General features: G+C 48.4%; 18 protein-coding genes. 7 read left to right on the forward strand and 11 right to left on the reverse strand.

Features of this window, described 5'->3' with window-relative positions:
* Positions 1-91: 91 nt before the first annotated feature.
* Complete coding sequence (gldA, locus tag P1P86_01660) at positions 92-1,009, reverse strand: gliding motility-associated ABC transporter ATP-binding subunit GldA (GenBank protein ID MDF1573884.1); 918 nt, start codon at positions 1,007-1,009, stop codon at positions 92-94.
* A 3-nt stretch (positions 1,010-1,012) separates the two neighbouring features.
* Complete coding sequence (locus tag P1P86_01665; protein MDF1573885.1) at positions 1,013-1,861, reverse strand: universal stress protein; 849 nt, start codon at positions 1,859-1,861, stop codon at positions 1,013-1,015.
* Positions 1,862-1,972: 111 nt separating this feature from the next.
* Here P1P86_01665 and asnS point away from each other — a divergent pair, with 111 nt between their 5' ends.
* The 3 genes from asnS to P1P86_01680 are packed head-to-tail and all read left to right on the forward strand — an operon-like array spanning position 1,973 to position 5,437.
* Positions 1,973-3,361 carry an asparagine--tRNA ligase gene (gene asnS, locus P1P86_01670; protein ID MDF1573886.1) on the forward strand — a complete coding sequence of 463 codons (1,389 nt, stop codon included), beginning with the start codon at positions 1,973-1,975 and terminating at the stop codon, positions 3,359-3,361.
* Positions 3,362-3,371: 10 nt separating this feature from the next.
* Complete coding sequence (gene rpoN, locus P1P86_01675; GenBank protein MDF1573887.1) at positions 3,372-4,823, forward strand: RNA polymerase factor sigma-54; 1,452 nt, start codon at positions 3,372-3,374, stop codon at positions 4,821-4,823.
* 8 nt (positions 4,824-4,831) lie between these two features.
* Positions 4,832-5,437: a hypothetical protein gene (locus P1P86_01680; protein MDF1573888.1), complete on the forward strand. Its 606-nt coding sequence runs from the start codon at positions 4,832-4,834 to the stop codon at positions 5,435-5,437.
* On the opposite strand, the gene P1P86_01685 is transcribed toward P1P86_01680, so the two are convergent.
* The 6 genes from P1P86_01685 to rbfA form a co-directional block, all read right to left on the reverse strand.
* Entirely contained in the window at positions 5,421-5,801 is a 381-nt protein-coding gene (locus tag P1P86_01685; protein ID MDF1573889.1) for a DUF4296 domain-containing protein, read from the reverse strand. The genes P1P86_01680 and P1P86_01685 overlap by 17 nt on opposite strands.
* A complete protein-coding gene (locus P1P86_01690) occupies positions 5,801-6,697 on the reverse strand; it encodes a type IX secretion system membrane protein PorP/SprF (GenBank protein MDF1573890.1) in 897 nt (298 codons plus the stop codon). The genes P1P86_01685 and P1P86_01690 overlap by 1 nt, the downstream gene beginning before the upstream one ends.
* Position 6,698: 1 nt before the next feature.
* A complete protein-coding gene (locus P1P86_01695) occupies positions 6,699-11,909 on the reverse strand; it encodes a gliding motility-associated C-terminal domain-containing protein (GenBank protein MDF1573891.1) in 5,211 nt (1,736 codons plus the stop codon).
* Between the two features lie 128 nt (positions 11,910-12,037).
* Entirely contained in the window at positions 12,038-13,279 is a 1,242-nt protein-coding gene (locus tag P1P86_01700) for an ABC transporter permease (protein ID MDF1573892.1), read from the reverse strand.
* Entirely contained in the window at positions 13,276-14,085 is an 810-nt protein-coding gene (locus P1P86_01705) for a class I SAM-dependent methyltransferase (GenBank protein MDF1573893.1), read from the reverse strand. The genes P1P86_01700 and P1P86_01705 overlap by 4 nt, the downstream gene beginning before the upstream one ends.
* Complete coding sequence (gene rbfA / locus P1P86_01710) at positions 14,085-14,426, reverse strand: 30S ribosome-binding factor RbfA (GenBank protein ID MDF1573894.1); 342 nt, start codon at positions 14,424-14,426, stop codon at positions 14,085-14,087. The genes P1P86_01705 and rbfA overlap by 1 nt, the downstream gene beginning before the upstream one ends.
* 46 nt (positions 14,427-14,472) lie before the next feature.
* On the opposite strand from rbfA, the gene trpS reads away from it, so the two are divergent.
* A complete protein-coding gene (gene trpS, locus P1P86_01715) occupies positions 14,473-15,462 on the forward strand; it encodes a tryptophan--tRNA ligase (GenBank protein ID MDF1573895.1) in 990 nt (329 codons plus the stop codon).
* Between the two features lie 156 nt (positions 15,463-15,618).
* On the opposite strand, the gene P1P86_01720 is transcribed toward trpS, so the two are convergent.
* From P1P86_01720 to P1P86_01730, 3 genes are all read right to left on the reverse strand, one after another.
* Positions 15,619-16,026, reverse strand: a complete 408-nt coding sequence (locus tag P1P86_01720; protein ID MDF1573896.1) for an META domain-containing protein — start codon at positions 16,024-16,026, stop codon at positions 15,619-15,621.
* A gap of 170 nt (positions 16,027-16,196) precedes the next feature.
* Positions 16,197-16,865, reverse strand: a complete 669-nt coding sequence (gene ung / locus P1P86_01725; protein ID MDF1573897.1) for a uracil-DNA glycosylase — start codon at positions 16,863-16,865, stop codon at positions 16,197-16,199.
* Between the two features lie 48 nt (positions 16,866-16,913).
* The gene (locus P1P86_01730) at positions 16,914-19,304 is read right to left on the reverse strand and encodes a TonB-dependent receptor (protein ID MDF1573898.1); all 2,391 of its coding nucleotides are present in this window, start codon (positions 19,302-19,304) and stop codon (positions 16,914-16,916) included.
* Positions 19,305-19,415: 111 nt separating this feature from the next.
* Here P1P86_01730 and P1P86_01735 point away from each other — a divergent pair, with 111 nt between their 5' ends.
* From P1P86_01735 to P1P86_01745, 3 genes are read left to right on the forward strand one after another with little or no spacing between them, the layout of a single operon-like run.
* Positions 19,416-22,175: a hypothetical protein gene (locus P1P86_01735; GenBank protein ID MDF1573899.1), complete on the forward strand. Its 2,760-nt coding sequence runs from the start codon at positions 19,416-19,418 to the stop codon at positions 22,173-22,175.
* 5 nt (positions 22,176-22,180) lie between these two features.
* Positions 22,181-23,815, forward strand: coding sequence for a hypothetical protein (locus tag P1P86_01740; GenBank protein ID MDF1573900.1), 1,635 nt, complete (start codon positions 22,181-22,183; stop codon positions 23,813-23,815).
* Positions 23,812-25,266 (forward strand): DUF5723 family protein, encoded by a 1,455-nt coding sequence (locus tag P1P86_01745; GenBank protein MDF1573901.1) that lies wholly within the window; start codon positions 23,812-23,814, stop codon positions 25,264-25,266. Before P1P86_01740 ends, P1P86_01745 begins: the two co-directional genes overlap by 4 nt.

Genomic DNA, 25,266 nt, shown 5'->3' on the forward strand with positions numbered 1-25,266 from the left:
TGGTTAACAAAATGAGTCGGTAAAAATATAAAAATATTGAACAAATACAATGCCATTTTGTTTTTGCCGCAACAATTTGATAAAGAGAATCTTAATTAGTGGTTAATTCCCGGAAGACCTCTTCCAGGCTCTTTTTCTTCAGGGAGAGGGATAAAACAGTAAATTCCTGACTGACAGCAAAATTAAAAATATCTCCACGGATATCACGCATTTCGTGGGTTTCCAGCAGAAACTGCTTGTCGCCAATGGGTCTGACATGCTCGATAAACGGAAGAGTCTTCCAGATCCCTGGATCGACGGGGCCATCCAGTTCAATATGAATGGTCTGGGTCTGGCCTCCGCCCTTTTCCTTTAAAAGGGTGGCATTCTCATCTGCAACAATCTTCCCATTGTTGATCACAATCACCCGGTCACAGATCGCTTCAACCTCCTGAAGAATATGGGTGGAGAGAAGCACGGTTTTCTCTTTGCCTATGTTGGAGACAAGATTTCTGATTTCCACCAGCTGATTGGGATCCAGGCCCGAGGTTGGTTCATCCAGAATGAGGATCTCCGGATCGTGGATCAAAGCCTGCGCCAGTCCGACCCGCTGCCGGTATCCTTTAGACAGATTTCCAATTTTTTTTCCCACTTCAGCCGAGAGCGCTGTCATTTCAATGACAGAAGAGATCCTTTCCCTGGCCAGTTTTCCGCTGACCTGGTATAAGCCTGCCACATATTGAAGATACTCGCGAATATACATCTCATGATAGAGGGGATTGTTCTCGGGAAGGTAACCGATCAGTCCGCGAATCTCTTTTTGATGCTCAAGTGCCGGCAGGCCTTGTATGGTCACAGATCCACTGTCGGGCGACAGGCTTCCGGTAATCATCTTCATGGTGGTGGACTTACCTGCTCCGTTAGGGCCTATGAATCCTACAATTTCCCCGGTATGAACTTCAAAAGATACTTTGTTCACTGCGATCTGAGAACCGTAGCTTTTGGAAATCTCTTTTATTGCAATGGACATATTTTAACCGTACATGAACTGCCCCACTTTGGCAAAGTTGGACTTGGGATTCACACACATCACAGGAATCTTCTCTTTATTGGAGATAAGATATTGTTCCTTGGCTCCAAAAATATAGTCGACTTTTGTGAGGTGTTTGGTGGTGGTAATCAGGATCAAATCGGCACTGATTTTTTTACAGAAAGCAAGCAGTTCTTTATGAAAATTGCCTGATCCCCTCTCCGACGAAGTGTGAATCTCATATTCAATATTATTCTGAATCAGGAAACGGATAGCAAAATTCAGATTGACATTTACCTTCTTTTGAAGGTTTTTATCCATGACAGGCGCCTTATACAGGTGAATTTTGGAATTCAGGTATTTCCCCAGGAAGATGGCCCACTGTAGTTTCTCTTTGTTTTCGGATTTGAAGTCAATTGGAAAGACTATATCTGTATACCTGTCTTTTTCCGGGGGCAGATCCTGAACTACAATAAACGGAACAGACGATCCGGCGATCACCCTCAGGGCCCAGCTGCCAAATAGTTTTTGCCCCCCTTTCATACCATGGGTTCCCATGACCACGAAGTGAACATTGTTCTCCTCCCTGGAGGCATAATCGGAAATCTCTTTGAAAATTTTTCCATGGTGAACAGAATAACCCACCGTTTCGCCAAGATCCTTTTTTATTTCCTCCACCGTCTCTTCCATTCTTTTCCTGGCTGCCTCCTCTTCAGATGGATCTTTGACAATATGAAATAATATCACACTGTTTTTTAAAATGTGAGCCATCTTAAGGGCATGCTTCAAGGCACTGAAGGATACAGCAGAAAAATCCCAGGTAACCAGAATGGATTTCTTCTCATGCTCCATGGTCATGTTTTTTTGGACGGAAGTAAATTTAGCGGATTCTTTTTAGATTATAAAGTTAACGAATGGAAATTGATAAAATTGTACTTTTGTAGCTTGATTAAACAAAAGAAGATGAAGAGATCGACAGTTAAAGAGTTGCTGGGTGCAGCAGAAAAAAGCAGAGAAGTCCTGCTGAAAGGATGGGTAAGGACCAGGCGGGGAAATAATCAGGTGGCGTTTATCGCCGTAAATGACGGAACCATCATTCATAGCATCCAGGTTGTTGCCGATCTGACTCTTTTTCCCGAGGAGCTAATGAAAAGGATTACCACCGGTTCCAGTATTAGTGTGACCGGTACACTGGTCGAATCGATGGGTAAAGGCCAGAATGTGGAGATACAGGCCAGGGAAATAGAAGTTTTGGGAGACTCCGATCCGGAACTCTATCCTTTGCAGAAAAAGGGACACTCCTTTGAATTTTTGCGTGAGATTGCACATCTGAGGTTCCGGACCAACACTTTTGGTGCTGTCTTCCGCATCAGGCATGCCCTGGCATACGCCATACACAAATACTACAATGATAAGGGATTCTTTTATCTGCATACCCCCATTATCACCGCTTCAGATGCGGAAGGGGCGGGAGCCATGTTTAAGGTCACTACCCTGGATCTGGATCAAACCCCTAAAACCGAAGAGGGGAAGGTAGATTTTAGCCAGGACTTTTTCGGACGACCCACCAATCTTACCGTTTCCGGTCAGCTGGAGGGTGAACTGGGAGCCCTGGCACTGTCGTCCATTTACACTTTTGGCCCCACATTTCGTGCCGAAAACTCCAATACCCCCCGCCATGTGGCAGAATTCTGGATGATAGAGCCTGAAATGGCGTTTTATGATATCCACGATAACATGGACCTGGCAGAAGATTTCCTGAAATATCTGATCAGGTATACCATGGATCACTGCCAGGATGATCTGGAGTTTTTGAATAAGATGCTTGATAAAGGACTGCTGGAGCGCCTGCAATTTGTCCTGGAACAATCCTTTGAAAGAAAGACTTACACGGAGGCAGTTGAGATCCTGAAGAAGGCAGACAAGAAGTTCGAGTTTCCTGTGGAATGGGGACTGGATCTCCAGGCCGAGCATGAAAGGTACCTGGTTGAGGAGTATTATAAGAAACCGGTGATACTGACCGATTATCCCAGGGATATCAAGGCCTTTTACATGAAGCAGAACGATGACGGACTGACCGTCAGGGCCATGGATGTACTTTTTCCTCAGATTGGGGAGATCATCGGAGGTTCACAAAGAGAGGAGGAGCTGGAAAAACTGCAACGCAGGATGAAAGAGATGGATATTCCTGAAGATGAATTGTGGTGGTATCTGGAAACTCGTAAATTTGGAACAGTTGAACACAGTGGATTTGGATTAGGATTTGAACGCTTAATTATGTTTATTACAGGTATGAGTAACATCAGGGATGTCATTCCATTCCCCCGCACCCCCAGGAGTGCAGAGTTTTAATTAGGGAACTATGCTTAAACAGAGGCTTCAGCAGAAATTACTTCAAAAGCTGTCTCCGCAGCAGATCCAGATGATCAAACTCCTGGAGATTCCTGCTATTCAGCTGGAGCAGAGGATTAAAAAGGAACTGGAGGAGAATCCGGTTCTGGAAGAGGGCGCCGAGGAGATGGAGTATAACGAGCAGGAGGAGCCCAAAGAGGAGCAGACTGCTGATCAGCTGGAAGAGTTTTCGCTGGAAGACTATATGCAGGATGATGATATACCCAGCTACAGGCTGAATGCTCAGAACTATTCCGCTGATGAAAAACGGGAAGAAATTCCATTTTCGCTGGGCAACACCTTTCGTGAACAGCTGAAAAGTCAGCTGGGATTAAGAAAGCTCACGGAGGAGCAGGAGGTGCTGGCCGAGTATATCCTTGGCAATATTGACGATGATGGCTACCTGCGCCGGGAACTGGAGGCCATAGCGGATGATCTGGCCTTCTCGCTGGGTCTGGAAACTAATTATGAATCGCTGTATAAAGTTCTGATGATCATACAGGAATTGGATCCTGCCGGTGTTGGTGCCAGGAGTCTGCAGGAGTGTCTTTTACTCCAGATCAGAAGAAAGGATCTGGAGCAGCCGGTGATAAAACTGGCACACTCCATCCTGAAAAATAATTTTGAGGAGTTTACCAATAAGCACTACGATAAGATCATTCAGCGCCTCAATATCTATGAGGGGGAGCTGAAGATGGCCCTGGAGGAGATCTTAAAGCTAAATCCCAAACCGGGTGGGGCTATGGGCGATTCTCAGTCAAAATCCTTCCATCACATTGTCCCCGATTTTATTCTTGAAGAGAATGAGGGGAACCTTCTTTTGTATCTGAATTCATCAAATGTTCCCGAACTAAGGCTTAGCCGGACCTATTCGGATATGTTTGAAAGCTACAATGCCAATAAATCTTCGGCCAGTAAAGATGAAAAGAATGCCATCACTTTCGTAAAACAGAAGCTGGATTCAGCCAGATGGTTTATTGATGCGATCCGGCAGAGGCAGAATACCATGTTGCTAACCATGAATGCCATTCTGGAGTATCAGAAAGACTATTTTATTGAAGGCGATGAGACCAGGATGCGTCCGATGATTCTGAAAGATATTGCCGATATGACCAATCTGGATATCTCCACCATATCCAGGGTAGTGAACAGCAAATACATCCAGACTCATTTTGGCATTTTCGCTCTGAAATATTTCTTTTCGGAAGGGATGCAAACCGACAGCGGTGAAGAAGTTTCCACCAGGGAGATTAAAAAGATCCTGCAGGAATGTATCGAGAATGAGGATAAAAGAAAGCCTTTGACAGACGACCGGCTGATGGGAATCCTGAATGAGAAGGGATATCAGATAGCCCGCCGGACAGTGGCCAAATACAGGGAGCAACTGGGAGTACCGGTAGCCCGTTTAAGAAAAGAGCTTTAAGGGAGGATATGAAGAAAGCAGCTCCACTTATCTCCTATCTGTTGCATCCCTTACTTATGCCCACCCTGGGGCTGTTAATCATACTGAACTCGGGAACCTATCTCTCTTTGCTTGATCCTGCAGCCAAGCGTGCCATTGTATATGTGCTGGTGCTGGGAACGCTGGTTTTCCCTTTAATGATGCTTCCGGTTCTTCACTACAGGAACCTGCTGACGAAAAATGGGGAGATCCCCGCCAGGGAGGAGCAACTTGTTCCTCAGATCATCATCCTGATACTCTATATCATTACTTTTGTCTATTTCAAAAGGCTTCCCCTGAGCCAGGTTATTGATGCCTATGTTCTGTCGGTGACAGGCACTTTTTTTATAGTCCTGGCCCTGAATCTTAAATTCAGAGTATCTGTTTATACGGCAGCACCGGGGGGCTTGACAGGATTGATTATTGCGCTGATTTATATGTATGAGACTCCCCTGGAGGGACTGCTTATGCTTTCACTCCTGGCAGCGGGATTATCGGGCAGCTCGAGGCTGGCGCAGGGGACTCACTGGAGTGCCGTGCTATCAGGATTTCTTGTGGGCCTGGCTGTGGTACTGGGGACTATTCTTCTGTATTAATCCCCGGGTCTTTGTTAATCTCGTCCAGCATTACATTCAGTTGAATCAGTACATCGCTGTAAACCTGGTCCAGAAGCTCCGGATCTCTGCTGTAGACAAACATGGTGGTATCGAACTTCTGGCGGGATATCTGGTGTTTCTCCAGGATTGGAGTAAGTATATCGATACTGTCCACGTCATACCTTCTGTGAAATTTGCGGTCGTTGGATAAACCATCGGCCAGATGAATATCCACCAAAACACTTACAAGTACCTTCCGGTCGACGAATTCGTCCCCGGTGATTTTTTGCTTCTTCTGGCATGCAGTAAAACTGAACAGCATAAAAACCAAAAGGAACAATGGATACAGCTTGCGGCCCGACATTACTTGATATCATTAAAACGGTAACCAATCATGATTTCATGGGATCCGGTCTGGTATTTCCTTATGGCGGATATCCCAATATCATAGGCATAGCCAAAGAAAAGCGTTTCATCGAAGCTGTAACCCACCATGATGCCGATGGCATCCTGAAAGCGGTAGGATACAGCTCCCCAGAGCATACGCTGCCATTCGACTCTCCCTGTAAGGTCGAAGGTAAATTCTTTGGGAGCAGTTCCCTTGATCATCAGCGAGGGCTCTATAAGCCAGTCTTCCTGCACCCGGAAGCGGTAAGCCCCAATCAGGTTTATATGTGATTTCAGGCGGTTTAGACCCTTTATATTATCAAAGATCTTGATGCTGTTGTTCAGAAGCTGGGCCACTGAAAGTCCCACGTAAAACTGTTCCGCGTAGAGATAGAGACCGAGTCCGGCATCGGGCAGGTAATTGGTGCTGACCAGATTCAGGATACTGGGGTCAGAAACATCGGCCGGATTCAGCTGAGTTCCATCGATGCGATACTGCATAATACTGGCAGACAGCCCCATAGAGAGCCTGATATCGCTGGTAACGGCAATATTATAAGCATAGGAACCCGTAATCCCTGCCCGGCTGGTGGGCCCTGTGACATCGCTGTAAATATATCCTCCATAACCCATATCCAGGTTGTCATGCGGACCATAAAAACCGATGGAGTTGGTCATGGGAGGATCCATGAGCCCCACCCACTGAAACCTGTGATTGGTCCTGATCTGATAATAATCAAAGACTCCGGCAATGGCCGGGTTGATTACAAAATCATTAAACATATACTGGGTATAATGGGGCATTTGTTGTGCCGAAACTCCGGTCGACCCTGCAATGACTGTGAATAATATAATGGATGTAACCCGTCTCATGCTACCTGATTATTGTTACGTTACCTGAAATCGGTTCGGCACCCGGGTAGGGGACAATGATATAATAGTAGGTCCCTAAAGGCGCCTCTTTCCCCCGGACTGTACCGTCCCACTCGTTTCCACTTCCATATCCCACGGTGGAGAAGATTTGATCTCCCCACCTGCTATACACCTCTACCAGCATCTCCGGAAAACGTTCGGAATTTCTGATTTCAAAATATTCATTAATGCCATCGCCATTGGGCGAGAAGACGTTATAAGCCTGGATATCTTCGATCACATCCACAAATACCGAGGCTGCCTCCTCACAGCCGTAAGCGTTCAGGGCAAAAACATAATACCTGGTTGGTACGAGGGGTGTGGCCACGGGATTGGATACCGAAGCGTTGTCCAGTCCGGTAGCTGGTTCCCATCTGTACTGTTCAAAGGGTCCGCCTGCAGCTTCCAAATGGATGGACTGACCTTTGATGACAAAGGTATCCGGAGTTACATCCAGACCGGTTAAGGGATGGAGGTTCACCCAGACCGTATCGGTGTTGTAGCACCCATAAGAGCTGGCAGTTTCGGTGATGGTTAACACAAAGGGGGTTGATTCTGTCATTCCACCAGCCACCGGATCAAGAAGGGCCGGGTCGGTAAGGTAGGAACCCGGAGCCCAGGAGGGTACTCCGTTCCCGGCCCCCTGCAGCTGGACAGAGGCTCCGGAGCAGATGCTTACATCTTCCCCGGCATCCGCTGTTACGGTCACCTCACTGAAAACGCTGATCGTATCTGTAAGGGTACAGCCGGAACCATCTGTAATGAGCAGCCCGTATTCACCGGCCAGTATATTCAGGCGGTCTTCAGAAGTACTATCATCAGACCAAAGGAAGTCGAAGCCGCCGGATCCACCCGACACGCTGATCTCAATGGCACCTGTTTCACTAAAAACATTGCATTGAGCGGGAGTAATCGTGTAGTTTAACAAAATCTCAGCAGGTTCGTTGATGGTAACCGTACCCGTGAAGAGTTTACCTGCCTCATCCAGGGCCACCAGCTGGTAGGTCATATTGCCCGGCAGGTTCTCAAACAGTGGATCAGTTACAAAGCTTAAGCCCATATCGATGGAGTACTGTACAGCTCCCTCAGCATCCTGGGGCACAAATTCAATGGAACCATCGTTGGCTCCAAAACAGCTCAGGTGTGATATATTGACCAGCACGTCCAGTGGCGGGGTATCCAGGATCAGAACGATCTCTTCATAGGTACATCCGTCCTGGTCCCGGACAATCACCTGATAACTGGCCGGAGCCAGGCCGGAGTAGTCTGTTATATCACTGAAAGGACCGGCCAGGCCGTTGATGGAATATTCATAGGGCGCCGTCCCTCCGGAGATACCGGAGATGGAGATGGTTCCCGGATTCCCATAAGTGGCATCCGTTTTTATCACGGTGGCCAGCACAGGTGCCGGTTCGGAGATACTTGCGGATGCTGTAAGGAAACATCCGTTGGCATCCCGCATCCAGGTACTATAATCGCCGGCGCTTAAGCCGCTAAAGGTTCCGTCTGACTGGTAGGTGACTCCATCCAGGGAATATTCCAGTGGAGCGGTTCCCCCCGACCCGGTAACTTCCAGCTCTCCATTGGCATCCCCGTTGCAGGGAGTTACCGGAGAGCCAATGATATTGTCAATGGAAAGCGGGGGCGGGGCCAGGATCTCCACCGTGGTATCCAGGATGCAGGCATTATCATCAAACAGGCTAAGCAAATGGATTCCCCCGGGCAAATTTTGAAAATCTCCTGCAGAAACAGGGGGATCTCCGTTTAATGAATAAGTGATGGATCCCGTGCCACCGGCACCAGTAATGAGAATTCTTCCCTCGTTGCTGTCTGAACAGGAGGTGATATCCTCCTGGTCAAAGAAAGAAATTTGAATGGGTGCAGGTTCGGTAAGAACATTCAGATTACCGGGTATACTGCATCCGGTGGCATCCATAACGACGGTCTGGTAACTTCCCGGAGCCAGACCGGTAAAAAGACTGGAGGCAAAGAAGTCTGTTCCCCCGTTGATGGAGTAAGTATAGGGGCCAACTCCTCCGCTAACCCCGTTAATGGAGATCTCCCCTAGCAGGGCTCCATGGCACAGGTAAGTGCCGGTCTCACTCTGGATAAGGATCTCCGCCGGTTCCGGGAGGGTGATGGTATCGGTGACCGTGCACAGGTTGGCATCCCTGGTCCGGATGGTATAGAAGCCCGGAGCCAGTGGTCCGAAGTTATTGGCAGCCTGGTAGGTGCTGCCATCGCTGGAGTACTCATAGGGCCCGGATCCGCCTGCTGCGGCAACTGTTATCGTACCGTCGGCGGATCCGTAACAACTGATATCTGTTTTAACCAGGTCGACGGTCAGAAGCGGAGGTTCCGTAATAATGGCCAGATCCGGAAAACTGAAAGCACAACTGCTGGCATCGGTAATCACCAGGGAGTAGGTACCGGCCGGCAGGCCCACGGGGTCCTCCAGGCCGGAGGCACTGCCTCCCGAGCTGTTGGTCCAGTCAAAAATATAGGGAGCTAAGCCTCCGCTTACATCGATCTCTATGGACCCGCTTGCATCCCCGTGACAGAGGACATCCTGATGAGACACATAGGTGGCCGTTACAGAGGCCGGTTCAATGATGGTCTCCAGATTTGGAAAACTGACCATACATCCATTCCCATCGGTAATGCTTAAACTGTAGCTGCCGGCTTCCAGTCCGTTCAGATCCTCCGAGGCTGAAAGGAAGCCATTTGGCCCTGTCCAGGCAAAGAGATAGGGGGCCACCCCTCCTGTCACACTAATAGCAATAGCGCCATCGGTCAATCCTCCGCAGGAGATATCTGTTTTTACCGAGGCCACCTGGATTTCGGGCGATTCGGCAATGGTGGCAATATCGGTAAAGGGCACCACGCATGTGCCGGAATAGGTGACGGTGACACTATAGGCTCCTTCTTCCAGTCCAGAGATATCTTCGGTGTTGTCCATAAAGCCACCGGGGCCGGTCCAGGCAAAAGCATAGGGGGCTGTTCCACCGGAAACAGAAAGATTTATGGAGCCGTTCCCTGCTCCAAAACAGTCAATATCTCCCTGGGTGGTGGTGGCTGTAAGGGCTGGAGGGGCATCCACCGTCTGCGGGGACATTATTTCCACACACCCCAGGTTGTCGGTGACTTCCAGCACATAGGTCCCCGGTTCCAGGGCGGAGATATCTTCGCTGTTATCATTAAAGCCGTTGGGTCCGGTCCAGAGATAGGTGTAGCCTGGGATGCCCCCGGAAATGCTGGCATCAATGGCGCCATCATTGCTGGGCAAAGGCATTCCGCAGTTCAGGTCTGTGACAGAAAATAAAGCGGTGATAAGCGGATTTTCGTTGATAGTTACCAGATCGGGGAAATCCCGGGTGCAACCGTGATCATCGGAGATGCTCAGACTGTAATCTCCGGCCGCCAGGCCTGAGATATCCTCTGTGGTGGCAGTAAACCCGCCGGGACCGCTCCAGGAAAACAGGTAAGCGGGGGTGTCGCCAGCGGGGGTAATTTCAATAAGTCCTGTAGAGGCTCCAAAACAGTCTACCTGCCCAATCAAATCCACAGTCACATCCAGCTGGGCAGGTTCTTCGATGGTAACAATATCCGGGTAAGTAAGCACACAGGAGTTGTTATCGGTAATGGTCAGGGTGTAACTATCGGCGGGAAGGTCGTCCGGGTCTTCGGCGTTTGAACTGTGGCTGCTTGAAGCCCCGAGCCATTCAAAGGTATACGGGGCCGTTCCCCCCGAGGGTGTTATCCGGATCTGCCCGTCGTTGCCACCGAAGCAGGAAACGTCGGTGCTTCCGTCCACGGTCATGCTGATGGGGGAGGGTTCGGTAATGGCCAGCACATCGGGGAATGCCACTACACAACTATGATCATCTGATATGGTCACCGAATATACATCGGCCGGCATGGTCGTGGGGTCTTCTTCAGAGGAAGAATAGGGGGTGGTGGAGCCTGACCATACAAAAGTATACGGGGCCGATCCTCCGGTCACAGTGATCTGTGCGGAACCGTCATTATCCCCGTTGCAGGAAACGGGGATCGTGGAATTCACAAGAACGGCCAGTGGATCCGGTTGGCTGATAGTCACAAAAGCAGGGAGGTCCCGGTAGCATCCACTTACATCCGTGACAGTAAGGCTGTAAGTGTCTGCAGGAAGGTTAAGCGGGTCCTCATCCGTGGATACCGGTCCGCTCACCTCGCCAACCCATGCATAGGTATATCCTCCGGCACCTCCGCTGGTGCTCAGGGATATGGTGCCATCGCTGCCGCCGTTGCAGCTTACATCAGTTGTTCCATCCAGGACCGGATTGATCTGAGTAGGCTGACCCACCGTATAGGGTCCCAAAGCGGAGGAACAGCCGTTTCCATCTGTTATGGTTACAAAATAGTCACCTGCTTCCACCAGGGAGATATCTTCGTCTGTGGAGGTGTAGCCCGAGGGTCCGGTCCATGCATACGTATATCCGGTGCCTGTTCCCGAGGGGGTACCCCCGGTGGGGGTGATTGAAACGGATCCGGTAAAGGCACCAAAGCAGCCGGCATCGGTGATGTTGTCCAGGGTGGCTAAGACCTGATCGGGATTGATGATGGTGAGCGGGGGAGTTATATCCGTGGATGGACAGCCTCCTGCATCGCTTGCTGTAACTGTATAATCTCCTCCCGGGAGACTGGTAAAAACGCCGGTGCTGTTAGATCCGTTAACGGGTCCGGCCAGTATAAAGGTAAAACTCCCCGATTCGCCGGTCGCAGTTACTGTTATGTTTCCATCGTTGGCATTGTTGCAGCTGATGTCGGTGGAGGTGTAAGAAGTAATAAGCATGGGATCGGGACCGTCAACGCTGGCGGTATAATAGGCCGGATTACCCAGATTGTCCAGGACGGCAATCAGGTAAAAGTTAAATTTTCTTCGGCCAACCGAAGTAATAGAGGTGCTGTTTGTGGGACCACCAAAATCGACCGGGAATCCCCCGCCTTCATATATATACCATGTGAAGGGGGCAACTCCGCCTGAAATGTCGAATGAGATCGTTCCGTCAGTCCCATCTGAACAGGTGGTTGGAGTGGAGCTGACATTGATGATGGACAGCACCTGTGCCGGTAGAAAAGTAGCTGAAGCTGACAGAGTCAGAGTCAGTAGAATCATATATCGGAATGCTTTCATATGGCCTCAAATTCATGCAGTACCCCACTAGAACAGGAATATCCCGTCATTGGTTGCAGACAATAATGTACATTGCTTGCAGCTTGACATAAAATTAGAGCTTCTGAGAATAAGAGAGATGCAAAGTTTTAAACAATAGTACCCTTTTCGACAGCTGCAAGGTATTTTTTTGAGATCTGCTGCACAGGGTACCTGGCAGCGATCAGGCCGATGATTAACACCGTTATCCAGATAAGACCAATGTCAAGCAATTCAATTTGAACCGGATAGGCATCAATAATAAAGGATCCGTTTCCGGTAAGTTTAATCACGCCAAAGTGTTGCTGGATCCAGCTGATGGCCGTTCCCAGGAAAATACCGCTTACACTGCCAAGCACAGAAATGAGCCAGCCTTCTACCAGGAAAATCCGTTTGATCAGCTTCTTGCCAGCTCCCATGTTACGAAGCGCAAGGATATCCTTTTTCTTGTCAATGATCAGCATGGAAAGGGAGCCTATGATATTAAAGGAGGCGATGATCAGAATAAAGGTCAGTATCAGGAAGATAGCCCATTTCTCTGATCTCATCACCTTATAGAACAGCTCATTTTGCTGTTCCCTGTTTTTAACGTGGAAGTTCGTCCCCAGGATGGTCATGATCTCTTTTTGGACCTCTTCAACAGGGAAATCCGGGTCCAGCTTTACTTCCAGATGTGTGACCTCTCCCTGATAGGAGAGCAGTTCCCTCACATAGTCGATGGGACAAATGATATACCTGGAATCGAAGTCTTGTTCGATGGCAAATATTCCGGAAGGGTAAATGAAATTCCTGCGGATCGACTCCTCGGGTTGGGACATATTGATCCGTGCTTTCCGGTCGATGGTATAGATAAAGAGGGGATCAATAAAACTGAGTCCGATCCCCAGGTTGATAGCCACCCCCTGGCCTACCACTGCGTATGACCTGTTCTGGTCTTTCAGTTTCATCTCCCCGTCATAAATCATGGAATCCAGTCCGGAGACATCCCTGAAGGCTTCATCCACCCCTTTGACCGTGGCAATATGCTGTCTGTCGTTGTACAGCAGCAGTACGTTTTCCTCCAGTACTTCAGAGAGTGCGACAACTCCGGGATGTGAGCGGATAGCCTGCATATTTTTGGGATCGGGTTCGAAGGTCTTGCCCTTGACGGCCGAAATCTTAATTTCCGGGTCAAAGGTATTATAAAGCGATTTTACGATGGAATCAAAACCGTTGAACACTGAAAGAACGATGACCAGGGCCATGGTGCCGGTGGTTATGCCCAGTACGGAAATACCGGAAATGATATTGATGGCATTCTGGGACTTTTTTCCCAGCAGGTAGCGCCTTGCTATGTAAAAGGAGAGCTTCACTTTTTACATTTCACGATCAGTCCGGTGCCCGTGTGGTGTTCTCCCCTTACATCGGCCATGTTCAGCAGATAGCAAAAGGGATAAACGAACAGATAGTATAATGGAAGCACCATCAGGAAGAGTTTACTGAAATTGGCCAGCAAAATGGGATACTTCATAGAGAGTTTCCAGGAGATTTTACCGGGTTTGCCATAAGAGTAGTTGATCTGAATATTGGAAAAACCGGCTTCTCTGAGTTTTTCCTCGATCTCCTGCACCCCATATCCATCCCTGACATGTTCGTCGATAAAGGATTCATCATGTTCGTGATGTACATCCGATCCGCCCTGGTCCGAAGGGGTAGAGATCAGCAGCACACCTCCTTCTTTTAAGCCCCTGTATATATGCCTGAATACGCTACGATCATCTTCAATATGCTCCATGACATCCACAGAGAGTACCAGGTCCCACTCTTCATTTACTTCCAGCTTTGTCAGATCCGCATGTCTGAACCTTACCTTATCGCTACGATGGATGGCAGAGAAAAAGTGATTGCAGTCGTTCACCTGTTCCTGTTTGATATCCAGGCCGGTGATCCTGGCATCGGGATAGCGCTTGGACAGATCATAGACATACTGTCCAAACCCTGATCCCGCATCTGCAATCTCTACAGGATGGAATCCCTCCCCATTCAGTTTTTTTAATTCACGGCGAATATGCCAGGAGCGTAAGAGGAGCAGGTCCAGCAGCCTGTAAAAAAACTTCCTTAACCGGGGGGTCCGGTTAAATACTCTGCCCAGGCTGTGCTTGATGGGATCGTATTGCATTAATCATCTTTTAAAAGGCCATCGATCCGGTCGATGTAATCCAGGGAGTCATCCAGGAAATAGGAGAACTCCGGAATGTGCCTTAACTGGCTCCGAAGCTTTCTGCCCAGTTGACTGCGGACCATTCCCGCTTTTTCAGAGATTGCCCGAACAGCCTTATCCGCTTCTTCAGCCGGGAAGATGCTCAAATAAACTTTTGCTACTCCCAGATCCGGGCTGATCCGGACCACGGTGACCGTAACCATCTTTCCTCCGGTAATTTCAGGACCCTGTCTCTGGAAATATTCACCAAGTTCTTTTTGAAGCAACCTGGATACTTTATGCTGGCGGGTAGTGGTCATGGGGGCAAAAGTACGTTTTTTCAAGAACATTTTATAGTTTTGCACGATGGACACAGTATTAAGCGGGATCCGGTCTACCGGGAAACTTCACCTGGGGAATTATTTTGGTGCGATAAAGAATTTTGTAAAGATGCAGCACCAGAACAGGTGCTTCTTTTTTGTGGCTGATTATCATGCCCTGACCACACATCCCAAACCGGAAAACCTGCATCACAATATCCGGACCGTTGTTTCGGAATACCTGGCAGCCGGGCTGGATCCGGAGGTGGCCACCCTCTATATCCAGAGCGATGTCCCGGAGATCATGGAACTCTACCTCCTTCTCAGCATGAATGCCTATGTGGGTGAGCTGGAACGTACCACGACCTTTAAGGAAAAGATCCGCAGGCAACCGGAAAATGTGAATGCGGGATTACTTACTTACCCCGTCCTGATGGCTGCGGATATCCTCATACATAATTCAGACAAGGTGCCTGTGGGCAAGGACCAGGAACAGAACCTGGAAATGGCACGAAAGTTTGCCAAGCGCTTTAATCATATGTATGAGGTGGAATATTTCACACTGCCGCAACCCTATAATTTCGGGGAAGAGCTGATCAAGGTGCCCGGACTGGACGGGACCGGCAAGATGGGGAAAAGTGAGGGGAACGGGATCTACCTGGCGGATGAACCCGCAGAGATTCGCAAAAAGGTCATGCGGGCAGTCACCGATGCCGGACCTCAGAAACCCAATTCACCTATGACTGAACCGGTAGCCAACCTGTTTTACCTGCTTGAGCTCCTGTCCACCCCGGATGTGGTGAAGCATTTCCGGGAAACCTACCTGGATTGCAGCATCCGTTACGGGGACCTGAAAAAGCAGCTGGCTGAAGATATCATCACTTTTACCAGTCCGATCCGGGAACGGATCCATGAAATTTACAACGATGATGACTATCTGCGGAAAGTGGTGAGGATGGGAGCCGAGAAAGCCCGGGAAAGTGCATCCGGAACCCTGCGGGACGTGCGGGAGATTATCGGATATAAGCCCTTTTAGGGCATACCCCTTCGTATATACCGCCTCCCCGCTTAAAATCTTCACTGCGTGAATATTTATAGGCGATATCAGCAGCATATACTTCGGGATATCTTTGAGAATAGGCCTCTTTAGGGAATACCCCTTCGATAACATATACTTCGGGTAAATGGCGGATTAGAGTCTGAGGAGGACTATTTTACCCTCCCCTTCCAGGTGAAGTTCGTCTCCCCTGGCGTAATATCCAGTCATTTTTGGAAGCAGGAGAGAAAGATCCTCGGCAAACTCGGAATCACAGCAGATTTTTGTGCAAGCCATTGCCAGAATCTCCACACGTCCTATCTCCGGAATATCGTATGAGCCAAAGCAGGTATTTACATCCAGTCTCAGATTATAAGTTTCATCGCTGACAAATTGAAGAATATAGTTGCTATCTGTACCTGTAAAGGTAAATTGCCCGCTTTTCCGGATCTTTTCTACTTTCCAGGCATTCTCCCTCAGGTCCATATCTATATCCTCTTTCTGACAGGATGATCCCACTAATCCGGAAAGGAGCAAAAAGAGCAGAATTTTCAATTTTTCCATGTTTTATAGGCTCGTTTATACTCAGGATGTGTATATGGGACAGATGGTTGCCAACAGGGCTATATAAAAAGTAAAAGTCCGCCTGTGGAGACGGACCTGGCCCCGAAGTTGTCAGGGAATATGTTGGATGAACTGTCGCTTTATATAAAACAAAGAGCGTGCCAAACTATTTAAAGGGTCCAGTCAATCGCTGTTTTACCCTGTTGTTCTAGGTAGGCGTTGGTCTGCGAAAAGTGCCGGCAATCAAAAAACCCGTTATATGCCGACAGGGGGGATGGATGGGCGGCTTTCAGGATCAGGTGCTTATTGCTGTCAATCAGGGACTCCTTGGCCTGGGCAAAGCGGCCCCAGAGCAGGAAGACCACGCCGCTCTTTTCCTGAGAAACAAGCTCAATCACCCGGTTTGTGAAGGTTTCCCAGCCTTTTTTCTGATGTGAGCCTGCCTGGCTGTCGCGTACTGTCAGGGTGGCATTGATCAGGAGTACCCCCTGGCCGGCCCATTTTTCCAGATTCCCGTGAACCGGTACCGGAATCCCCAGATCCGAATGCAGTTCTTTAAAAATATTCATCAGCGACGGGGGTTGGGGAATCCCGTGGGGAACCGAAAAGCAGAGCCCGTGCGCCTGGCCTTTGCCATGATAGGGATCCTGTCCCAGGATAACCACCTTGACCTCTTCGAAAGGAGTGCGCTGAAAGGCATTAAAAATCAGCTTTCTCGGGGGGTAGAGGGTGTACTTTTTTTTCTCTTCCAGCAAGAACTCCTTAAGCGTTCTGAAATAGGGAGACTGGAACTGATCCATCAGGACCGATTTCCATCCCTCTTCAATGACCGGATCGATCTTTTCCATGCTATGAAAGTAAGTAAAGTGGAGGAGGCTTACAACGGTCTAAAGGGTAAAGCGGGCAGTAAGTATGAAATTGCGGCCCGGTGCACTCACCCCGGAAGCGTAAGGCTTATAAAACCGGTCCAGCAGGTTCTCCGCCGATAACAGGATATCCGTGTATCTCCCGGCCTCGAAACCAAACCTGAGATTGGCGGTCCACCAGGAAGGAAACCCATCCTCCATGGCCTCTCCTTCATTGTCCTCCCCAAAAGGAGAGAAGTCTTGGGCATATTTCCAGCCCTGGTACAGAACATAGGCATCTAAAAAAAAGCTGTTTTTCCGGTAGCTGAGCGAGGTCCGTCCAAAAAGGGGAGGAATATGTCCCAGCGGGACCTCATCGCTCAGGTTGTATCCCCGGGTATAATTGAGCGTCCCTTTCAGGCTGATTTGTTTATTCAGTCTGGCGGTCATCCCCAGGGACCCCCCGTAAATACAGGCTTCTCCCGCATTGTAATTGGCTGTTATCCGGTACAGATCACCATCATAATATAAGGAGTCCTCTCCGTTCAGCTGGTAGCCGGTCCGGACAATGGCCTCATCCAGGTAGCTGAAAAAACCTACCAACTGTATCTTCATATAATCTTCGATAAACCGGCTGATTCCGATTTCCGCATTATAGGTATACTCCGGTGAGAGATCCGGATTGGGAACAGTGACCAGGCCGTCCTTGGCCCTCACTTTGCCATAGTCGTCCACGTTTGGATTCCGGAATCCCGTTGATAAAATCGCATTCACCTGCCAGCGGTCAGAGGGGGCGTAGACCATGCCCGCACTTCCGGAAAGAGCACCGTGGTCCATGCTTATCTGGTCGTATGGTAGCAGGGGATTGGAAAACAGGGAATGCATGGCTCCCCAGTTATACCGGGAACCCAGGTTCAGGACCAGCTTATCGTTCATGATCCATTTATAGCTGGCATAGGCAGAGGAGCTCCAGGTCCGGCTGCCCCCCTCGGGATAGCGGGTTTGCGCCGCCTGTCGGTCACCCGTGAGGGTATTCTCATACCAGGCTTCTGATACAAGCAGATTGTGATGAAAATCAGCTCCATAGTGCAGCTTATGACGGGCTCCCCAGATCTTCACCAGGTCCAGGTTCAGGCCAAAAACCATCACATCTTCCTGCTGTACCAGGAGTTCCTCTTTCCTGAACTGGCGGGAATAGCGATCTTCATCGATTTTTTGAAAGGAAGCCAGGGTCGTCATATTGGTGAAGAGGCGCTTGTCTTTCTTCAGCACATTTTTAAGGGATACCAGGAATCTGTTCTGAGGGCCATAATAGTATTCCGCGTATTTCAGTTCCTCACCACTGTAATCGTTTAATTGGTCCAGCCGGTCAATATCCGAGGAGCTTGAATATTGCATATTCAGGATCCAGTCCACATACTGAGAGGGGGTATACCTGATTTTTTGCAGGATATCCAGCTGGCGGTAAGCAGTGTTTTTCTGGATCAGAGGGTTTTGATTGGCAAAGATTGAATCCGTCCCGTTTACCTGGTCGACGTAGTGCATGACTTTCCCCCAGTCACCCAGGTCCGGACTCCTCCGGCCACCCATCCGGATATCGCCCAGGTCCTTGATGGTGATGCTGCTTAGTGCGGCCCAACGCTTTCTGCCGGCTGAAAAGTCCAGGTGCCCTGTTTTAGCCTCCATGGCAGAGGCATATTGCATGTAGGCTCCGGCATTGAACCGGGTGGTACTGTCTGTGCCCAAGCCGGGATCCTTTGTATAATAGTGAATGACTCCTCCGAGGGCATCACTGCCATACATAATGGAGGTGGGCCCGAAAATGACCTCTGTTCGCTCAAGGATGGAGTGATCGATGGTGATCGAGTTCTGAAGATGCCCGTTGCGGTAAATGGCATTGTTTAATCTTACCCCATCTACCACAAGGAGTATCTTATTGGCCTCAAATCCTCTTAGAATTGGGCTTCCTCCACCTCCCTGGGTTTTCTGGATCGCTATATTTCCGGTTTCCTGAAGGATCTCAGCCGAGGTGAGTCCGGAGGACTCCTTCAGAACCTGGTCTTCCAGTATATCCACCATATAGGGAATGACCAGGCTGCTCTCCCGGTATTTGGAAGCAGATATGACATATTCATCAATCTGGATCCTTTTTCTTTGCAGGACTATCTGGTTCACGCCTGATAAATCTTCACGGCTGCATCTTTTTGAGAGATACGAGGGATGCTGGAAGATCAGGCTGTCATTGGCCTGGAATATGGATAGTTCTATCGTACCCAGAGAATCGCTGATGGTTGATCTTTCCCTGGTGGTGTTAAATACAGCCACGTTTTCTATGGGAGAACGATCGGAGGCGCCGGTTATACGTATCTGCTGTCCATTTACCTGGGAAACTGAAATTAAAATGCTTATAAAGAAGAGAGTACGATATATCATCCTATGAGAAAACATCCAATGCTGACACAAAAACTGTACCAATCTTACTGTTGGTAATTTTCCATCAATCCTGCCCCTGAAATTCCTATTTTTGATTTAAACTATAGCTGAATGCTCAAACGCTTTATATATGCCGGGCTGTTTGCGGTAGTCTGTCTGGGACTGGTCATCGTTTTTCTCGTAAAGCGCTTAGACAGAAAGGAGCCTGTCGAAGTGCAGAAAGCCGTTCCGGAAAATGCGATTCTCTTCATTGAGGATATCGATTACAGATACCTCACGGAGACTTATCTGCCAGGAAGCCGGACATGGATCGATTTTGTCAATCTCATTCACCGGAGTGAGCTTGATTCTATAGTGAATACAGCTCTGGGGGAGATTCGTTCCTCCGGGTCGCTGAATGAGCTCCTGTTAAATAAGGGTTTAAGCCTCTCCCTCCATAAGGTGGGCAAAGACCAGCTTGTTCCCTTGTTGTTCCTCGATTATTCATCTTCCCACAGCGATAATGATTTTGAACATTTGATGCTGGCGCTTTTTGAAAAGAGGACCATGATGAATGAAAGAAAATATGAGACGGAGGTAGTTTATGATGTATCGGGCGAACCCGGGTTTGTACCCGGAAGATTCACCTTTACCTGCACGGAGGGATTGTGCCTGATCAGCTCCTCTTCCATGCTTGTGGAGGAGTCCATCCGAACCATCCATTCCGGCGTTAACCTGGCCTCGGCACCAGGCTTCCAAAGGGCGCAGGAGACAAAGGGCAAGTATGTGCACGCGAACTTCTATGTCAACTATAAAAAACTCAACGAGCTTTTACACCCCTTTGTTAAAGAGTCGGAGTGGCCAAAGCTGGATCTGCTATCCAGACTATCCTCCTGGGGCGAATTGGATCTGGATGTGAAACAAGAGTCCATGACGCTGAACGGAATGACTTATGCCGATCCCGGACAACCCATGTTCCTTGGAGCCTTCAGGGAGCAGTCACCGGTGAAGATGGAATTGCATAAGATGCTGCCCTCGGGAACAAGCTTTTTTCTCCATCTGGGAATAAGTAACAGGTTAAAGTTTAAGGATCAGGCCCTCTCTTTCTTGAATGGATTGGGCGAAGGCCCGGAAATTGAGTCAGAATCTGAACGAATCAGTCAGCAGTACGGAATAGATCCCCTGGACGACCTGTCCCGGATAGTGGCAGATGAAATGGCCTGGTTCGCTATTGAGGGAGTGACCCAAAAGCCGGAAGATGAGTTTCTGATTCTAGAAACCAGAAGCCGGGGCGAGACCGTGGATGTGGTGATGCACTGGGTTAGGCAGTACCTCAGGCTGCACTCGTTTGATATGGGCTCCCTGAGATCGGTATATCAACTGGACAAACAAACAAGTTTTAACATATACAAATTGCCGGATCCCTTTTTCAAGGAAAGCTCAGCCGGGCGGCTCTTCAATGAGTATTTTACTGTGTATGAAAACTACCTGATTTTTGGACCTTCCGCAGATGCACTCTCCAGGGTGATTTATCAGAATGTCCTGCATAAGACTTTCATCAGCGATCCTGTATTCAAGGAGATTTCAGACTATATGTCCAACCGCAGCAATGTCACGCTGTTTTTCAAACCTTACGCTTCTTTGGACTACAGAGAGGATATGTTGAATGATAAAATGAAAGACAGGCTGGAGAACATGAAACTCTTCATTCGCCGGATTCCGGGAGTTGTGGTGCAATTCAGTGCCGAAGGCGATCTTTTCTATCAAAGTGTCAGTTGTAAGTATACCTCTCAGATCAAAGAAAGGGCTCTGACTGTTTGGGAGAGTCTGATGGATACTGCTGTTGCAAGCAAACCGGCACTGGTTATCAATCATAATACCCTGGAAAAGGAGATATTTGTTCAGGATTTGTCCAATAAAGTCTATCTGATCAACGGGACCGGCAGGGTATTGTGGAAGCAAGCTCTTGAAGGCCCCATCCTGGGGAGTGCGCAACAGGTGGATTTTTACCGGAACGGGAAACTACAGTACCTGTTCAATACGGCCGGGAAGATTCATTTAATTGACCGGAACGGGAACTATGTGGAGCGCTACCCCATTTCGCTCAGATCCAATGCAACCAATCCCCTGGCAATTTTTGACTATGATAATAGCCGGAATTACCGTTTGTGTGTAGCTACAGAAGATCGAAAGATATATCTGTATGATATTGAAGGGAATATGATTACCGGCTGGAGGTTTGGAAAAACAGAATCGATGGTTACAGGCGAGATTCAACATTTTAGAATCGGAGATAAAGATTATATTGTGGCTCTTGATCAGAACCGTGCCTATTTTCTTGACAGGCAGGGAAGGGAAAGAATCCGCTTAAAGGAGAGAGTGGTTTTAACTCCACATAATCCGCTTGCCCTCGATATGAATATAAGAGAGGAGAGACCCAGATGGATCTCCACGGATACTTCCGGAAATGTGACAGCCATTTATCAGGATGGATCTGTTTCCGGTCTTCTATCCACAGAGCTGTCCCCGGATCATTTTTTTTCGATGGAAGATCTGACCTGGGACGGAGTACCCGAATATATTTTTGCAGATGGCAATGAACTGGATGTTGTCGGGCAGGATGGCAAGCGAGTGTTCAATTATAAGGTGAAGGAGCGCATAAACGATCGCCCCGATATCTATAAATTCTCTGCTTCGGATGTAAAAATCGGAATAAGCGATCGCTCCAGGAACAGAATATATCTGATCAATTCTGACGGTTCGCTTTATGAAGGATTTCCCCTGGAAGGTTCCACCAGGTACAGTATCGGGTATTTTAAGGGTTCAGAAAGTAGATTTAATCTGATTGTGGGAAGTGAAAATAATTTCCTTTACAATTATTCAATTGAGTAGTCATGATGAAAACCTTAATAAATGGTTTGAAATTCTTACTGCCTGGAGTCCTTTTTCTGACGGCCTGTCAGGAAGAGTATTTTCAGCTGGAGAAATTGTCCGATGAGATAGAGATTGAGACAGATCTGGTGGCTCCCCTGATACGCGGTTCCATGAACCTGGGTGATCTGGTAGCCAGGCTGGATTCCTCGGGATATTCCGGAGAGTTTGAAGACGGCCTTATCTATCTCAGCTATTCGGATACCCTGACCGAGGTGATGATAGATACGCTTGATCTGATGGTCGACGGTTTTTACAGCGAATTCTATCTGGATTTGGAGATTGGGGATGACCCCATATATATCGGCAGTTCCATAGGAGATACGGTGCATTTTCGGAAAAGCAAGTTCTTCGGATTCAAAACAACGGGAGAAAGCCGTTTGGATAGTGTATTGTTCAAGGGGGGCGAACTGGAGACTGTCATGGAAAGCAGTTTCCGGCATACCGGGTTCTTAACCATTAGCAGCGATTACATTAAAGACAGTGACGGCAATCCATATACCTATACCATAGAGATTAACGATGCAAGTGGGAACTTTACCTGGACAGAGATGCGCGACCTGGACGGCTTTTACCTGGAAACAGATCAGCAGGGAGATTCAAGTGTATTCCGGATGGATTATGACCTGGCTTTGATCAATAGCGGCAATCCCGTTAATCCGGGGGATTATTGCGATATCAACTCCAATTTCACGGATATGGGATTTTACAGGCTGTTTGGTTATGTGGATCCAGCAGAGCTGGTTACTGAGAGTGGAGTACTGGATATTCCTATCTTCGCTGATGTCCCTGAGCTGGCACATTTAAAAATTGCCGATCCGCGTATCACTATTTCGATTGAAAATTCACTGGGAATTCCCTTTGAACTGTCAGTTGACAGCGTCATTGCCACGGCGGAGGATGGCAGTACTGAAACACTGGAATTTTATGAAGGGCATCCTTTCATCATTCCTGCTCCGGACATGGATATGATCGGGGAGACCGTATACGGGGAGTATCATATCAACAAGCAGACTTCCAATTTTCAGGATCTGTTTAATTTAGCTCCGCATACCCTTTCTTACCGGGTGACCGGGAACATTGGTGCTCAAAATCAGTACCATTTTGTGCTGGATACCAGCAGGTTTATGGCAGAGGCGGAATTTGTACTGCCCCTGGATCTCAGTATTTCTGAATATGTCCTGGAAGATACATCAGAGTTTTCCTGGGGGGAGGAAGGCGTCGATACCTCCATGGTGAAAAATGTGGAGGTCTCTGTCTCGACCCTTAATGAGCTGCCTCTTCAGCTGGGACTTCAGGTTTACCTGCTGGATGGGTCATATACGGTTCTTGATTCCCTGTTCGATGGTACTCCGCCGCTGCTGTCTTCCTCCGAAGTGGACCAGGATGGCAAGCTGCTTCGTCCCAGTGAAAAGGATATACGTATCAGTTTTGATGCAGAGAGATTTGGAGTTCTGGAGCGAATCCGGTTTATGCGGGTCGAAGCACGAATAGTCAGTGCAGGATCCGGAGCTCAGTATGTAAAATTCTATTCTGATTATTCACTGGATTTTGAGATTTCTTTTTATGCCAATCTCCGGTTAAACAATAGGGAGCTATGAGGATTTTTAACAGGATAGCCATTTTTCTCGGTTTGATGCTGGGGTCCAGTTTGCTGTTAAATGCCCAGTCGGATAACTCGCTTTATTTCATGCGCGGGGTTCCACAGGCAAACAGGATTAATCCTGCAAGGCAGCCCGAATGCGGTTTCTATTTTGGGATTCCGGGAATTGCTCCCTTAAGTATGGAGCTCTCTTCAAGTTCGCTGGCCTATGACGATTTGATTTATCCGCATCCAACAGAGGATTCCCTGATTACCTTTCTTCATCCTTTGGGTGATCAGCAAGCCTTTCTGAAGCAGCTTAAACCATTGAACTATGTGCTTTCTGATGTGGGGACCTCGTTGTTTTCAATGGGATTTCGTACCGGTATCGGCTTCTTTTCATTGGATGTCACGACCAGGGTGGACGGGAATTTCTTCTATCCCGGCGACCTGGCGAAGCTTGTGCTGGAGGGTGCTGACGATGGTGAAGTTTACACGATGGATGGGACCGGGGTGGATCTGTCGGTTTTTGATGAGATCTCTCTGGGCTGGTCCGGAGCCATTGGTAATAACTGGCAGATCGGAATCCGGGGAAAGGCACTGTTTGGCCTGGGGAACCTGAGTGCAAGCAGTTCGGACCTGGCCGTTTCTACCTCTGAAGAGCTCTGGAACATTCGTTCAAACATGGTATTTAAAGCCTCCCTTCCCTTTGCGGAGGTGATTTATGATGAAGAAGGGATGATCGAAGACATTATTCTTGATGAGGATTTGGAAAACCTGGATCCGGGGACCATTGCCAGAACAGCCTTAAACAGGAAGAACTTTGGACTGGGCTTCGACCTGGGGATTGACTTCAGGCCCTCAGACCGCTGGTTGCTGAGTGCCAGCATCCTGGATCTCGGCTATATTCGCTGGACCGATGAGGTCCATGAGCTCAGCTATATGATTGATTATGACTTTACCAGCCAGGAAATCAATCCTTTACACTTAGATGATAATTTCACCTTCGATGATTGGCTGGATAGCACCTTCTCCCAGATTGGCGATTCTCTGGCCGGGGCATTAGAATTCACCCCCGGAGGGATTTACAGCCGGCGGCTGAATACGAAACTTTTCATCGGAGCTGCCTGGTTCCTTACCCCAAATATTAATTTAGGATTGCTTTCCAGGACGGATGTTTTAAGGGAGGCAGTGGCGGAGCAGATTACTGCCTCAGCAAACATGCAGGCCGGACGTTTCCTCAGTTTCACACTTAGTTACTCCTATATCAATGACTATTATAAAAATTTCGGGGCCGGGATCTCATTAAACGCAGGCCCCCTGAATATTTATGTGATCTCCGACAATATTCTGAATGCGGTGTTCTGGCCACAGGAAGTCCGGTCGGCCAAGCTCTGGTTTGGGATGAATTTTGTTTTTGGATACAGGAAGTTTACTAAAGCGGACAGGGACAGGCCCCTGGTCTATTAG

The sequence above is a fragment of the Bacteroidales bacterium genome (genome assembly GCA_029210725.1).
Classification (GTDB): Bacteria; Bacteroidota; Bacteroidia; order Bacteroidales.